This window comes from Bradyrhizobium diazoefficiens USDA 110, from assembly GCF_000011365.1.
In the GTDB taxonomy this organism is placed as follows: Bacteria; Pseudomonadota; Alphaproteobacteria; order Rhizobiales; family Xanthobacteraceae; genus Bradyrhizobium; species Bradyrhizobium diazoefficiens.
In genome coordinates, this window is sequence record NC_004463.1 from 526,957 (window position 1) to 539,044 (window position 12,088).

Genomic DNA, 12,088 nt, shown 5'->3' on the forward strand with positions numbered 1-12,088 from the left:
GCAGCGGCCAAATCCGCAATGGCTGGATAGACGAATTTTGCGCAGCCCCCGTTTGAAAAGGCTGGGCGCGCCGATGGAGATTTACCCATGAACCTGATCAAGCAGCTCGAACAAGAGCAATTCGACAAGCTGTCCGCCGGCAAGGACATTCCGGAATTCGGTCCCGGCGACACCGTGATCGTCAACGTGAAGGTCGTCGAAGGCGACCGCACTCGCGTGCAGGCCTATGAAGGCGTCTGCATCGGCCGTTCCGGCGGTGGCCTCAACGAGAGCTTCACCGTGCGCAAGATTTCGTACGGCGAGGGCGTCGAGCGCGTGTTCCCGGTGATGTCGCCGATGATCGACTCGATCAAGGTCGTGCGCCGCGGCAAGGTGCGTCGCGCCAAGCTCTATTACCTCCGCAACCTTCGCGGCAAGTCGGCCCGCATCGTCGAGAAGCAGGACCGCCAGGCTGCCGTCGGCGAGTAAGCTCCGCCCACCAGGCAAGTTTCGAAGAGCGCGGGGCCGAACGCCCCGCGCTTTTTTGTTGCGTCAGCCGTGCGCGTCAAAGCCCTCGCGCTTCCAAATCTCCCTGCTATATATTCTTGGAATGTTTCCAGATCTGACCAGTCTCGCCCCCGTCAAGCACATCGTCATCGACGATCGCTCGCGGCTGCCTGGCCGGTTCTTCGGACGCTTCGCGACCTCGGCAACCTCAGAGCTTACGCGCGCAGCCTAAAAGCTGCGCCGACGATTTTGTTGCCCGCGCGCCATCCGCGCATATCCGCTGACACAACATTCCCGGAGCTCAAGCTCATGTCCAAGCCGACCACCCTGTACGACAAGATCTGGAACGACCATCTGGTGCACGAAGCCGACGACGGCACCTGCCTGCTCTATATCGACCGCCATCTGGTGCACGAGGTGACCTCGCCGCAGGCGTTCGAAGGCCTGCGCGCGACCGGGCGCAAGGTTCACGCGCCGGAAAAGACACTCGCCGTCGTCGACCACAACGTGCCGACCACCGACCGCACCAAGCCGAATCCGGATCCGGAGAGCATCGAGCAGATCAAGGCGCTGGCCGACAATGCCAGGGAATTCGGCATCGAATATTACAACGAGTTCGACAAGCGCCAGGGCATCGTCCACGTCATCGGCCCCGAGCAGGGCTTCACCCTGCCCGGCACCACCATCGTCTGCGGTGACAGCCACACCTCGACGCATGGCGCGTTCGGCGCGCTCGCGCACGGCATCGGCACCTCCGAGGTCGAGCACGTGCTGGCGACGCAGACGCTGATCCAGAAGAAGGCCAAGAACATGCGCGTCACCGTCGACGGCAAATTGCCTGACGGCGTGACCGGCAAGGACATCATCCTCGCCATCATCGGCGAGATCGGCACCGCGGGCGGCACCGGCTACGTGCTGGAATACGCCGGCGAGGCGATCCGCGCGCTCAGCATGGAAGGCCGCATGACGGTCTGCAACATGTCGATCGAAGGCGGCGCCCGCGCCGGCCTCGTCGCGCCCGACCAGAAAGCCTACGACTTCCTGCGTGACCGCCCCAAGGCGCCGAAGGGCGCGGCCTGGGACGCGGCGATGCGCTATTGGGAGAAGCTGCGCTCCGACGACGGCGCGCATTTCGACCACGAGCTGCGCCTCGACGCTGCAAAGCTGCCGCCGATCGTGACCTGGGGCACCTCGCCGGAGGACGTCATCTCGGTGACCGGCATCGTCCCCGACCCCGACAAGATCGCGGACGAGGCCAAGCGTCTCTCCAAGCACCGCGCCTTGAAGTACATGGGCCTGACGGCGGGGACGAAGATCACCGACATCAAGCTCGATCGCGTCTTCATCGGCTCCTGCACCAACGGCCGCATCGAGGATCTGCGCGCCGCCGCCAAGATCGCGGAAGGCAAGCAGGTCTCCGCCAGCGTCAACGCCATGGTGGTGCCGGGCTCCGGCATCGTGAAGGAGCAGGCCGAGGCCGAGGGTCTGGACAAGATCTTCATCAAGGCCGGCTTCGAATGGCGCGAGCCGGGCTGCTCGATGTGCCTTGCCATGAACCCGGACAAGCTGAAGCCGGAAGAGCGCTGCGCCTCGACCTCGAACCGCAATTTCGAGGGCCGCCAGGGCTTCAAGGGCCGCACGCATCTGGTGTCGCCGGCGATGGCGGCGGCAGCTGCGATCGCGGGTCACTTCGTCGACGTCAGGGAGTGGCGCTAAGCCGCTCCCCGCAATTTGAGCTAAAGCGGCAAACCGCCGTTAATCGCCAGCGCCGACACTGCGTCCTCGCGACGACTTCGCGAGGACACGCCTGATGGCCAACAAGCCTGAATATGTCGATCTGATCAGCGAGGCGACCCGCCAGCACCGGCGGCGCGCGACACCCTTGCGCATCGTCGCCAAGCCGGAGGTCGAGGAGACCTCAAAGCTCAGCCGCTGGCCGCCGGCGATGTTCAAGCAGTGGAAGCTCGAGAACCTGATGCGGTGGAAAGCTTCGTCGTGGAAGCTGAAGGATTGGCTCTGAATCAAAGAGCGCCACTATCCGCAGTCATTCCGGGGCGCCCATAGGGCGAACCCGGAATCTCGAGATTCCGGGTCTGGCGCTGACGCGCCATCCCGGAATGACGGCGCTAACTCACATCACCAATAGCGGTACGGATAGTGCCAGCGATGCCAATGGTGCCAGCGGCAGATGCGGCGCGGGCCGTAATAGGTCCAGATGATCCGGCAGCGGCGCGGATAGTGGTAGTAGGGATAGTAGCCGCCGTAATAATAGCGCCGGTGGAAGTGGCGATAGCCGTAGTGCGGGCGATAGATTCCGTAGCGATGATAGCCGCCATAGTGGTGGATTCCGCCGTAGCGAATGCCGCCGCCGTGAAAGGCCGGCGCGGCACGGAAGCCGCCGCCATGGAAGCCGCCAAAATGTCCTCCGCCACCGCGGAAGCCACCGCCGCTGCCGTGAAAATGTCCGCCACCACCATGTCCCCCGCCGCCGTGGCGAACCTGCGTAACGAGGTCGTCGCTTGCGGCCTTCGCTGCCGGCAACGCCGCCGGATTGATTGGAGTCATCGCCTCGGCGCGGCGCGCCGTCCCGGCCGACAGCATCAGCGTGGCAACGGCCGCCAGCCCGAGCAAGCGTATCGAGCCTGTCCCAACACCCAGAATCCTCAGCATCGAATTCTCCTGAACCTGGACAGCGGCATTGCGGCGCAGCGCCTCGCGCCACCGCTGCTCATTTGGCTGTTCATTCGCGGTCGCTCCCAAGATTAAATTAGGGACAGCGACGTGAACGCGTCATGAATGAACGATGTTGCGGGCAACGCGCCGCGGCGCAGTGCCGCGATGGGAGGAATTCTTGCAATGACTGTCTACGCGATCGCGCAATTGAAGATGACGGACCGCGCGGCCTATGACCGCTACCAGGCGCGGTTCTTCGATGTGTTCAGGAAGTACAGCGGGCGGCTTCTCGCGGCCGACGAACAGCCCCGCGTGCTCGAAGGCACCTGGCCCTATGACAAACTTGTCATGATGTCGTTTCCCGACGAAGCCGCGTTTGTTGCCTTCTCCAACTCAGCCGACTACGAGGACATCTCGCGCGATCGCAAGGCGGGCGCGCAGGCGACCGTGCTGCTGGTGAAGGGATTTGCGCCTGCCGGCTAGCGCGTCACCACCACGGTCCGAAACCGAGCACAAAGGGAGCGGGCACACCGTAGGGATAGGGACGGTAGTAGACAGGCCGCGCGTAGTAGCGCGGATCACGGGACGCAGAGTGCCGCGCAATGTCGTCATGTCGCGCGTGTCGTCGCGCATCAAAAACCGCGATCCCCGCCGAGGCATCCGGCTTCGTCATTCTCTGCACCGCGGAAGCGCAAGGCATGGCGGCGGCGAGCCCAACGATAACGGCCAATGCAATCCATCGCGTCATGACGACCTCCGCGCCCAGCATGCGGGCTTCGTTCTTGCGGTGCACGCGCTGACCAGGCGTTACGACACAAGGATTAGGGCCGGACCCTAGAGCCTTGAGACTGAATAGGCTATGGATGAACGCGCCCCGGACATGAATGCAGAGGGCGCGACAAGTTCCTGAGTCCCGGCGCAACATTTCAGGCGCTGCCAAAACCGGCCGTCAGCGACGAACGTATCTTCTGGTCGAGCGAATGCAGGAGATGGTCATGCCGAATTCCAGCGGATTGCGGATATCTCGCCTCGTGATCGCAGCGAGCCTTGCACTCGGTGCGAGCTCGGCGATTGCCGCGCAGGGACCGGGCGTCGAGGCCGGCGCGGCAAGCCCGCTGACTCAGCTCGTGATGACGATCCTGGTCTATGGCGCGTCCGCAGCTGTCGTCGGCGCCGGCCTGATCGGCGCGCTCCGCGGCAATTGAGGGCGCGTCAGCCTCGGCGCCAGTAGCAGCTCATATGCGGCACGATCACCGTGCCGCTGGGCCGGTATTCCTGCACATAGGTCGCGTTGCACTCGCGGACCGCATCGGGACCGGGATTGTACCGCGGATAGACGCCGTCCGGGCTGTAATAGGGCGTGACACGCAGGCGCGCCGGAGGGCGCCTGCGTGGCGGCGGCGCGTCGGGCGAGACGGCCTGAGCCAGTCGGATTTCAGGGGCGGCCGTCCGCGTCTGAGCATTGGCTCCGCCGCCGACAAAAAAAGTCGAAAACAACCCCATGCACAGTAGAACCAGAACTGCTGTTCCCGCCCGCATCGCACCACCACTGACCTGAGCCAACCCCTTGATGCGCCGTACGCTCCCCGTTTTCGCGCGCGGCGTCAACGCTCCTTCTTGGCCCGATCCTATAAAGCGGGATGCAACGCCGCGGAACCCGCGCTATGAGGGTCTCATGTGGACGGAATTGAAAGCGCCCTCGCTGGCCGAGATGGAAGCGACGGCACACGACATCTTCGAGCGCCTGCCAGCGGAGTTCCGCGGCCTCTGCGAGGGCGTGATCCTGCGCGTCGACGACTTCCCGACCGAGGACGTCATGGACGAGATGGAGTGCGAGAGCGAGTTCGACCTGCTCGGCCTGTTCCAGGGCGTCGGCCTGCCCCAGCAGAGTTTTGGCGATGTGGCGCGGCTGCCCAACATGGTCTGGCTCTACCGCCGGCCGATCCTGGACTACTGGGCCGAGCACGACGAGAGCCTCGGCCATATCGTCCGCCACGTCCTGATCCACGAGATTGGCCATCATTTCGGCCTCTCGGACGACGATATGGCGGCGATCGAGGCCAAAGCAGACTAGATCTGCCGAATTCGGCCTAGGATTCGGCCCCCGATCGCGATAAATACCTGTTCCCCTAGAACCACCCGGGAAAGCGCAACCATGGACAAGTTCACCACGCTGGAAGGCGTCGCGGCGCCGCTGAAGATCATCAATGTCGACACCGACATGATCATTCCGAAGCAGTACCTCAAGACCATCAAGCGTACCGGCCTTGGCAAGGGGCTCTTCTCCGAGCAGCGCTACAAGGACGACGGCAGCGAGAACCCTGATTTCGTCCTCAACCAGCCCGCCTATCGCAACACCAAGGTGCTGGTCGCCGGCGACAATTTCGGCTGCGGCTCGAGCCGCGAGCATGCGCCCTGGGCGCTGCTCGACTTCGGCATCCGCTGCGTGATCTCGACCTCGTTCGGCGACATCTTCTACAACAACTGCTTCAAGAACGGCATTCTGCCGATCCGCGTCTCCCAGGAAGACCTCGACAAGCTGTTCGACGACGCCGAGCGCGGCGCCAACGCGACGCTGACGATCGACCTGCCGAACCAGGAGATCCGCGGCCCTGACGGCGGCAAGGTCAAGTTCGAGATCGACCCGTTCCGCAAGCACTGCCTGATCAACGGCCTCGACGACATCGGTCTCACCATGGAGAAGAAGGCCTCGATCGACACCTACGAGGACAAGCTCAAGCGCGAACGCGCCTGGGCGTGATCTCGATATCCGGTTCAAGCCCCGGTGCTGATTGCGCCGGGGCTTTTTCTTTGCCCTGATTATCCCCTATAGCTTCCGCGCATGCTGCCCGACATCGTCACCTTCTGGCACGGCCCGATGGACGCCCTGCGCCAGACCTGTCTGCGCTCGCAACTTGCGGCCGGCCACAAGGTCACGGTCTACAGTTTCGACACCATTCCCGGCCTGCCGGCAGGCATCGAGAATGCCGAGGCCGAAGCGATCCTCCCGCACGCATTCTCAGAGCGCTTGCGGCCGCCGCAACCCGACGGAAGCTGGCGCGACTGGACCACGCTTCAATTCAGCGACTTCTTCCGCATGAAGCTGATGGCGAAAGGCCTCGGCCTCTGGCTCGACGCCGACGTGCTGCTCCTAAGGCCTGTCGAGATCGATCCGGCAAAGCCCTACTTCGCCTGGGAGCGGCCGCGCCAGCTCGGCAATTCCGTGATCTACCTGCCGCCCGGGCACGGCATCGTTGCCGCTTTCGAGGAGCTGATGGAGCAGGAGGAGCTGACGCCGAACTGGCTGTCGGTGCGCCATCGCATCACCTTCATGATGCGCCGCCTGCGCGGCGGCTCGAACCGCCTCTCCGATATTCGCGTTGCGATCTTCGGGCCCGCGGCGCTGACCGCGCTGGCGCGTCGCACGGGTGAATTGCAGAACGCGCTGCCGAAGCAGTCGTTCTACGCCGTGCATGCCGAGCCAAAATTGTTCTTTGATCCCTCGAGCTATCTCGGCCTCGTCACCAACCCCGAGATCATCGGCCTGCACATTTCGCCCAAGGGGCGCGGTAGCGAAAAACCGATCCCGGGCAGCCTGTATGCCTGGGCGGCGGAGCGGTTCGGCTAGCTGTCGCGCAGGAAGTGCGCTCCCTCTCCCGCTTGCGGGAGAGGGTTGGGGAGAGGGTGTCTCCGCAGGCGAGCCCCCCAAGAGGAGAAAGCCCTCACCCGGCGCTTCGCGCCGACCTCTCCCGCAAGCGGGAGAGGTCGACCACCTCGCAGCCCGCTCTTCCTGTTTGATCCAGCGCAACGCGCTCCTGCATCATTGTGCCTAATCTGGTTCCAATTTCACGACCCCAAGAGGAGCCTCGCATGAGCACCGCAAGCAGGCCTTATCCCATCGTTCAGGATCTCATCGACTCCTTTGCGAGCTGGCTGAAGCATCGCCGCGAGATGAACGAAATGCGGCAGCTCGACCGCGCCGATTTCGACCGGATCGCGAGCGATCTCAGGATCGCGCCTGATGATCTCGAAGAGCTGGTCCGCCATGGCAAGCACGCCGCCGATGAGCTGCCCAAGATGCTGGAGCAGCTCGGCATCAGCGCGGAAGGGCTCGGACGCGCGCAGCCGCTGCTGCTGCGCGACATGGAGCGGGTCTGCTCGCTCTGCGGTCACAAGGGACAGTGCGACCGCGATCTCGCCGACGGCACCGCCGCGGAGAACTACCACGGTTATTGCGGCAATGCCGCGACGCTGGAATCGCTCGACCGCGCCGATCTCGCGCCGCGCTGAGCGGCGCGGATTGCGACGGAAATTATCCGATCAACATCGACAGAACCGTGCGTGCGAGATCAGCTGGCCGCTCCACCAATTGATCTGCGCCGGCCGCCTCCAGCTCATCCCGGTTGCCATAACCCCAGAGCACGCCAAGGCCGCGCATCTTGACCGCGTGAGCGCCGGCGATGTCGTGGTGGCGGTCGCCGATCATGATGCTGTGCGAGGCGGCGATACCGCATTCAGACAGGATATGGGCAAGCAACTCCGGCTTATGATCGAGCTTGCCGCCCGGCACCGAGCCGTGGATGCCGTCGAAATACGCCGCTAAATTCAGGTTCTCCAGGATCCGTCGCGCGAAGACTTCACGCTTCGATGTGGCGAGGTAGATCCTCAATCCGGCTTGCCGCAATTCCTGGAGCGCTCCGCTGATTCCAGGATAGGGCTCGCTTCCGAGCAAGCCGCTTTCACCATAGTGCTGACGATAGGCGACAACGGCTTCGTCGATCCGGTCGTCGCCATATGCCTGCAGCAACGTCCGCAAGATGTCTTCGAGTGGTGGCCCGATCGCTATATCGGGCGCCTTACCGGGATCATGCCCGAGCACACGCAATGCTGCCGAGCAGCTTGCTGCAATGCCCGGCTGCGAATCGACCAGCGTACCGTCGAGATCCAGAAAGACGGAACGGGCCGGGGACACACCTCAGCCCTTCCCCATCGCCGCGATCGCGTCCGCAATCGCGATCGTGCGCCGCGCCATGTCGGCATGCAGCCGCTCGACCATCGCCCCGTCGAGGCGGATCGCGCCGCGCGAGACGTTCTCGGGCAATTCGAACGCCGCGATGATTTTTCGCGCGCGCGCGACTTCTTCTTCCGGCGGCGTGAAGATCGCGTTGCAGGCTTCGATCTGCGAGGGGTGGATCAGCGTCTTGCCGTCGAAGCCGAGGTCGCGGCCCTGCGCGCATTCGGTGGCGAAACCGTCGGAATTGTTGATGTCGCTGTAGGGGCCGTCGAGGATTTCGAGGCCGTGGGCGCGCGTCGCCAGGATGCAGTGGGTGATCATCGGGATCATCGCGGCGCGGCCGGGCAGCATCTTGATGCGCGTCTCGCGCGAGATGTCGTTCGGGCCGAACACGAAACCGGAGAGGCGGCTCGTTGGATTGCGCCCGGCGGCGGCCAGCTCCTCGGCATGGAGCACGGCGCGCGCGGTCTCGATCATGGCCCAGACCTTCACGGTCGGCGCGGCGCCGAGCTCGGCGAGGCGGCGGCCGATCGCGTCGAGATCTTCGACGCTTGAAACTTTTGGAACCAGGATGCCGTCAGGCGATGCCTTGGCCGCCATCGCGACGTCATCGGCCCACCAGGGCGTATCGAGACCGTTGGTCCGGATCAGGATCTCGCGCTTGCCGAACCCCTTGGCCGCGATCGCGGCGGCGATTCCGTCGCGTGCCGCTGCCTTAGCGTCAGGGGCGACGGAATCCTCGAGATCGAGGATCAGGCCGTCGGCGGCCAGATTCCGCGCCTTCTCCAGCGCGCGGGGGTTCGAGCCGGGCATGAACAGATGGCTGCGGCGCGGGCGGGTCATGCGAATGGTCCTTCCGGTTTCCTCATATCTCTTCTGACCTGAGCCGATAGCATCTGGCATGCCTATTCGAAAGGCTTGTTCGCCCCTGCGGTATATGGTTAGGCATAGGCCATGGTCACATTCCCGAAGCATTTGCTGGAAGGCTACCAAGCCTTCGCCACCCAGCGGCTGCCGACCGAGCAGACCCGCTATCGCGAGCTGTCGGTGAAGGGGCAGTTCCCGGAAGTGATGGTGATCGGCTGCTGCGACAGCCGCGTCTCGCCCGAGGTGATCTTCGACGTCGGCCCGGGTGAATTGTTCGTCGTCCGCAACATCGCCAACCTGGTGCCGGTGTATCAGCCCGACGGCAACGCGCACGGCGTCTCGGCCGCGCTCGAATATGCCGTGACGGTGCTGAAGGTGAAGCACATCGTGGTGCTCGGGCACGCGCAATGCGGCGGCATCCGCGCCTTCGTCGACAAGATCGAGCCGCTCACCCCCGGCGACTTCATCGGCAAATGGATGCAGATGTTCATCAAGCCCGGCGAAGTGGTCGAGCAGCGCGACCACGAATCGATGGCGCAATTCGTCGAGCGCATCGAAAAGGCCGCGGTGTTCCGCAGCCTGGAAAACCTGATGACCTTCCCGTTCGTGCAGAAGGCGGTCGATGCCGGCCAGATGCAGACCCACGGCGCCTATTTCGGCGTCGCCGAGGGATCGCTGTTCGTGCTGGACAAGGTCGCGAAGGAATTCCGCAGCGTCAAGGACGCGGCGTAGTCGATCTCGTAAACTGGCGCATCAAACGAGATCGTCGTCCCGGACAAGCGGAGCTCTTGGCAACGCGCAGCGTTGTCCAGAGCGGAGCGCCGATCCGGGACCCATAGCCACAGGAAGTTGTTTGGCGAAGACTCGTTGTTGCCAGCTCGCGCAACAATGCGGGCCGGTGGTTATGGGTCCCGGATCTGCGCGCGCTTTTGGCGCGCTTGTCCGGGACGACGAGAGGCGTGGGCGAAGGCTTACGCCGCCTTCTTCTTCGCGCTGATCAGCTTGCGGTTGATCAGCACTTCGGCGATCTGGATCGCGTTGAGCGCGGCGCCCTTGCGCAAATTGTCGGACACGCACCACAGCACGAGGCCGTTCTCCACTGTCGCGTCCTCGCGGATGCGGCTGATATAGGTCGCGTCCTCGCCGGCGGCTTCATACGGCGTGGCGTAGCCGCCGGGCTCATGCTTGTCGATGACGAGGCAGCCCGGCGCTGTGCGCAGGATGTTGCGCGCTTCGTCGGCGCTGATCGGGTTCTCGAACTCGATGTTGACGGCCTCGGAGTGGCCGACGAAGACAGGCACGCGCACGCAGGTCGCGGAGAGCTTGATCTTGGGATCAAGAATCTTCTTGGTCTCCATCATCATCTTCCACTCTTCCTTGGTGTAGCCGTCCTCCATGAAGACGTCGATCTGGGGAATGATGTTGAAGGCGATGCGCGCGGGAAACTTCTTATTGACGATCTCGCTGTTGGTGTAGACGGCCTTGGTCTGCGAGAACAATTCGTCCATCGCATCCTTGCCGGCGCCCGACACCGATTGATAGGTGGAGACCACGACGCGCTTGATTGTCGCCTTGTCGTGCAGCGGCTTCAGCGCGACCACGAGCTGCGCCGTCGAGCAGTTCGGGTTGGCGATGATGTTCTTCGTCTTGAAGCCCGCGGCCGCATCCGCGTTCACCTCGGGCACGATCAGCGGCACGTCCGGGTCCATGCGCCAGGCCGAGGAATTGTCGATCACGACCGTGCCGGCGGCGCCGATCTTCGGCGACCATTCCTTCGACACCGAGCCGCCCGCCGACATCAGGCAGATGTCGACGTCGGAGAAGTCGTAGTGCTCGAGCGCTTTGACCTTCAGGGTGCGGTCGCCATAGGAGACCTCGACGCCGACGCTGCGGCGTGACGCGAGGGCCACGACCTCGTCCGCGGGGAATTTGCGCTCATCGAGGATGTTGAGCATTTCCCGTCCGACATTGCCGGTCGCGCCGACGACTGCGACTTTGTAACCCATCGTTCACTCTCCGATGAAAAAGCCCGTTCCCGAAGCTGACGCTTAAACAGGAAGAGCAGCGCTTCTATGCGAGAACCGGCCTCAAGACAACGTTGGACCATGCCTGAAGGCCATGGATGCAGTCGCCTGAGGCCGGCACGGCCGCAACTCCCACCCAGATCCATCTGGCGCTCGCCAATTTCGCCGACGAGGTCGTCGGCACGCTGGCGCGCCTGTTCGCCTATGTGGGGACGCTGGTGCTGTTTGCCATCCTGGGCCTTGCGGCCTTGGGTCAGCTCCCGAGCCTGCGCGACGACGATCCGGCGCTGAAGCCGGGCTGGAGCGTGACCGACCACTCGCATCCGGCCTTCGCCATCAGCCGGCTAAATTCATCAGATAAAACAGCCACTTATACCATCCTACGACATCCCGAAGGTGGCCGCCGGGACGTGATGCGCTGGACTGGCGAGGCAGACCGGCCCGTCGCCGAGCTCGATATTTACCGGGAAGGCGGCGAATTCGACGTGGCGCGCCCGGCCACAGCAGACCTGGCCGTCCAGATGGGACTTGGTGCGGCCGCCCCGCTCGAGCAGGCCGGCCTGATCGACACGAAATTCGGCCCGGTCGCCCTGTACCGGCCGACCGGCACGGCGCAGGCGTGCCTTGGCTATCTCAAGCGCAGCGAGGAGCCGGCGCTCCAGATCTCCGGCTTCTCCTGCCAGGGCGAGACGCTGCCCGCCCAGCGCGCGGCCATCGCCTGCACGCTGAACCGGCTGACGCTGCTCACCTCGGGCAACGAGCCGAAGCTGGCGGAATTGTTCGCCCGTGCCGAGCTCAAGCGCAGAGGTTGCGCCCCCCAGGGCTCGCCGGACTGGCTGCTGGGCGCCGCGAACGCGCAATTGCGCGGGGCGCTTTGACCGGCATCAAGCTCAAGTGGCTGGTATTCATGCAACTTTTGCCGGCGCGCACGATTATTCCGCCCTGGTGTGACCCAATAGACCTAGTTGCGGCCACCCCGACCGGGCTAGTATGGGTCGAAATCGACTGGCGGCTTGCCGCCTGA

General features: G+C 64.1%; 17 protein-coding genes. 11 read left to right on the plus strand and 6 right to left on the minus strand.

Annotated features, from left to right (window positions below):
* Positions 1 to 87 precede the first annotated feature (87 nt).
* The 3 genes from rplS to BJA_RS02460 all read left to right on the plus strand — a co-directional run bounded on the left by rplS (position 88) and on the right by BJA_RS02460 (position 2,506).
* Complete coding sequence (gene rplS, locus BJA_RS02450) at positions 88 to 468, plus strand: 50S ribosomal protein L19 (RefSeq protein WP_011083318.1); 381 nt, start codon at positions 88 to 90, stop codon at positions 466 to 468.
* Between the two features lie 327 nt (positions 469 to 795).
* Positions 796 to 2,202: a 3-isopropylmalate dehydratase large subunit gene (gene leuC, locus BJA_RS02455; protein ID WP_011083319.1), complete on the plus strand. Its 1,407-nt coding sequence runs from the start codon at positions 796 to 798 to the stop codon at positions 2,200 to 2,202.
* A gap of 94 nt (positions 2,203 to 2,296) precedes the next feature.
* A complete protein-coding gene (locus tag BJA_RS02460) occupies positions 2,297 to 2,506 on the plus strand; it encodes a hypothetical protein (protein ID WP_028174890.1) in 210 nt (69 codons plus the stop codon).
* A 116-nt stretch (positions 2,507 to 2,622) separates the two neighbouring features.
* On the opposite strand, the gene BJA_RS02465 is transcribed toward BJA_RS02460, so the two are convergent.
* Positions 2,623 to 3,156 carry a hypothetical protein gene (locus tag BJA_RS02465; RefSeq protein ID WP_011083320.1) on the minus strand — a complete coding sequence of 178 codons (534 nt, stop codon included), beginning with the start codon at positions 3,154 to 3,156 and terminating at the stop codon, positions 2,623 to 2,625.
* A 186-nt stretch (positions 3,157 to 3,342) separates the two neighbouring features.
* Here BJA_RS02465 and BJA_RS02470 point away from each other — a divergent pair, with 186 nt between their 5' ends.
* Positions 3,343 to 3,642 (plus strand): DUF1330 domain-containing protein, encoded by a 300-nt coding sequence (locus tag BJA_RS02470; RefSeq protein ID WP_038965080.1) that lies wholly within the window; start codon positions 3,343 to 3,345, stop codon positions 3,640 to 3,642.
* Positions 3,643 to 3,646: 4 nt separating this feature from the next.
* On the opposite strand, the gene BJA_RS02475 is transcribed toward BJA_RS02470, so the two are convergent.
* The gene (locus BJA_RS02475) at positions 3,647 to 3,928 is read right to left on the minus strand and encodes a hypothetical protein (protein ID WP_236842167.1); all 282 of its coding nucleotides are present in this window, start codon (positions 3,926 to 3,928) and stop codon (positions 3,647 to 3,649) included.
* A gap of 226 nt (positions 3,929 to 4,154) precedes the next feature.
* Here BJA_RS02475 and BJA_RS02480 point away from each other — a divergent pair, with 226 nt between their 5' ends.
* Positions 4,155 to 4,364: a hypothetical protein gene (locus tag BJA_RS02480; RefSeq protein WP_162494188.1), complete on the plus strand. Its 210-nt coding sequence runs from the start codon at positions 4,155 to 4,157 to the stop codon at positions 4,362 to 4,364.
* Positions 4,365 to 4,371: 7 nt separating this feature from the next.
* Here BJA_RS02480 and BJA_RS02485 read toward each other — a convergent pair whose 3' ends face one another.
* Entirely contained in the window at positions 4,372 to 4,662 is a 291-nt protein-coding gene (locus tag BJA_RS02485; RefSeq protein WP_038965073.1) for a hypothetical protein, read from the minus strand.
* 172 nt (positions 4,663 to 4,834) lie between these two features.
* Between BJA_RS02485 and BJA_RS02490 the strand changes: the two genes are divergently transcribed.
* The 4 genes from BJA_RS02490 (at position 4,835) to BJA_RS02505 (ending at position 7,449) form a co-directional block, all read left to right on the plus strand.
* Positions 4,835 to 5,233 (plus strand): metallopeptidase family protein, encoded by a 399-nt coding sequence (locus BJA_RS02490; RefSeq protein WP_038965074.1) that lies wholly within the window; start codon positions 4,835 to 4,837, stop codon positions 5,231 to 5,233.
* Between the two features lie 81 nt (positions 5,234 to 5,314).
* On the plus strand, positions 5,315 to 5,920 hold the full coding sequence (leuD, locus tag BJA_RS02495; protein ID WP_011083326.1) for a 3-isopropylmalate dehydratase small subunit: 606 nt from the start codon (positions 5,315 to 5,317) through the stop codon (positions 5,918 to 5,920).
* Between the two features lie 81 nt (positions 5,921 to 6,001).
* Entirely contained in the window at positions 6,002 to 6,787 is a 786-nt protein-coding gene (locus BJA_RS02500; RefSeq protein WP_011083327.1) for a hypothetical protein, read from the plus strand.
* 242 nt (positions 6,788 to 7,029) lie between these two features.
* Positions 7,030 to 7,449, plus strand: a complete 420-nt coding sequence (locus BJA_RS02505) for a hypothetical protein (RefSeq protein WP_038965082.1) — start codon at positions 7,030 to 7,032, stop codon at positions 7,447 to 7,449.
* A gap of 22 nt (positions 7,450 to 7,471) precedes the next feature.
* Here BJA_RS02505 and BJA_RS02510 read toward each other — a convergent pair whose 3' ends face one another.
* Together BJA_RS02510 and BJA_RS02515 are read right to left on the minus strand one after the other, a co-directional pair.
* Positions 7,472 to 8,131 (minus strand): HAD family hydrolase, encoded by a 660-nt coding sequence (locus BJA_RS02510; protein WP_011083329.1) that lies wholly within the window; start codon positions 8,129 to 8,131, stop codon positions 7,472 to 7,474.
* Between the two features lie 3 nt (positions 8,132 to 8,134).
* Positions 8,135 to 9,016 carry an HpcH/HpaI aldolase/citrate lyase family protein gene (locus tag BJA_RS02515; protein ID WP_011083330.1) on the minus strand — a complete coding sequence of 294 codons (882 nt, stop codon included), beginning with the start codon at positions 9,014 to 9,016 and terminating at the stop codon, positions 8,135 to 8,137.
* 111 nt (positions 9,017 to 9,127) lie between these two features.
* On the opposite strand from BJA_RS02515, the gene BJA_RS02520 reads away from it, so the two are divergent.
* A complete protein-coding gene (locus BJA_RS02520; RefSeq protein WP_011083331.1) occupies positions 9,128 to 9,772 on the plus strand; it encodes a carbonic anhydrase in 645 nt (214 codons plus the stop codon).
* 239 nt (positions 9,773 to 10,011) lie between these two features.
* On the opposite strand, the gene BJA_RS02525 is transcribed toward BJA_RS02520, so the two are convergent.
* Positions 10,012 to 11,046, minus strand: a complete 1,035-nt coding sequence (locus tag BJA_RS02525; RefSeq protein WP_011083332.1) for an aspartate-semialdehyde dehydrogenase — start codon at positions 11,044 to 11,046, stop codon at positions 10,012 to 10,014.
* Positions 11,047 to 11,162: 116 nt separating this feature from the next.
* On the opposite strand from BJA_RS02525, the gene BJA_RS02530 reads away from it, so the two are divergent.
* On the plus strand, positions 11,163 to 11,942 hold the full coding sequence (locus tag BJA_RS02530; RefSeq protein WP_011083333.1) for a hypothetical protein: 780 nt from the start codon (positions 11,163 to 11,165) through the stop codon (positions 11,940 to 11,942).
* The last annotated feature ends 146 nt before the right edge of the window (positions 11,943 to 12,088 follow it).

What these genes read in the sequence shown, in the direction of transcription:
- BJA_RS02475 (WP_236842167.1), bottom strand. Translation starts at nt 3,928, where the DNA reads ATGCTGGGCGCGGAGGTCGTCATGACGCGATGGATTGCATTGGCCGTT.
- BJA_RS02525 (WP_011083332.1), bottom strand. Translation starts at nt 11,046, where the DNA reads ATGGGTTACAAAGTCGCAGTCGTCGGCGCGACCGGCAATGTCGGACGG.
- BJA_RS02470 (WP_038965080.1), top strand. Translation starts at nt 3,343, where the DNA reads ATGACTGTCTACGCGATCGCGCAATTGAAGATGACGGACCGCGCGGCC.
- BJA_RS02530 (WP_011083333.1), top strand. Translation starts at nt 11,163, where the DNA reads ATGCAGTCGCCTGAGGCCGGCACGGCCGCAACTCCCACCCAGATCCAT.
- BJA_RS02480 (WP_162494188.1), top strand. Translation starts at nt 4,155, where the DNA reads ATGCCGAATTCCAGCGGATTGCGGATATCTCGCCTCGTGATCGCAGCG.
- BJA_RS02490 (WP_038965074.1), top strand. Translation starts at nt 4,835, where the DNA reads ATGTGGACGGAATTGAAAGCGCCCTCGCTGGCCGAGATGGAAGCGACG.
- BJA_RS02465 (WP_011083320.1), bottom strand. Translation starts at nt 3,156, where the DNA reads ATGCTGAGGATTCTGGGTGTTGGGACAGGCTCGATACGCTTGCTCGGG.
- BJA_RS02515 (WP_011083330.1), bottom strand. Translation starts at nt 9,016, where the DNA reads ATGACCCGCCCGCGCCGCAGCCATCTGTTCATGCCCGGCTCGAACCCC.
- BJA_RS02485 (WP_038965073.1), bottom strand. Translation starts at nt 4,662, where the DNA reads ATGGGGTTGTTTTCGACTTTTTTTGTCGGCGGCGGAGCCAATGCTCAG.
- rplS (WP_011083318.1), top strand. Translation starts at nt 88, where the DNA reads ATGAACCTGATCAAGCAGCTCGAACAAGAGCAATTCGACAAGCTGTCC.
- BJA_RS02520 (WP_011083331.1), top strand. Translation starts at nt 9,128, where the DNA reads ATGGTCACATTCCCGAAGCATTTGCTGGAAGGCTACCAAGCCTTCGCC.
- BJA_RS02505 (WP_038965082.1), top strand. Translation starts at nt 7,030, where the DNA reads ATGAGCACCGCAAGCAGGCCTTATCCCATCGTTCAGGATCTCATCGAC.
- leuD (WP_011083326.1), top strand. Translation starts at nt 5,315, where the DNA reads ATGGACAAGTTCACCACGCTGGAAGGCGTCGCGGCGCCGCTGAAGATC.
- BJA_RS02500 (WP_011083327.1), top strand. Translation starts at nt 6,002, where the DNA reads ATGCTGCCCGACATCGTCACCTTCTGGCACGGCCCGATGGACGCCCTG.
- leuC (WP_011083319.1), top strand. Translation starts at nt 796, where the DNA reads ATGTCCAAGCCGACCACCCTGTACGACAAGATCTGGAACGACCATCTG.
- BJA_RS02460 (WP_028174890.1), top strand. Translation starts at nt 2,297, where the DNA reads ATGGCCAACAAGCCTGAATATGTCGATCTGATCAGCGAGGCGACCCGC.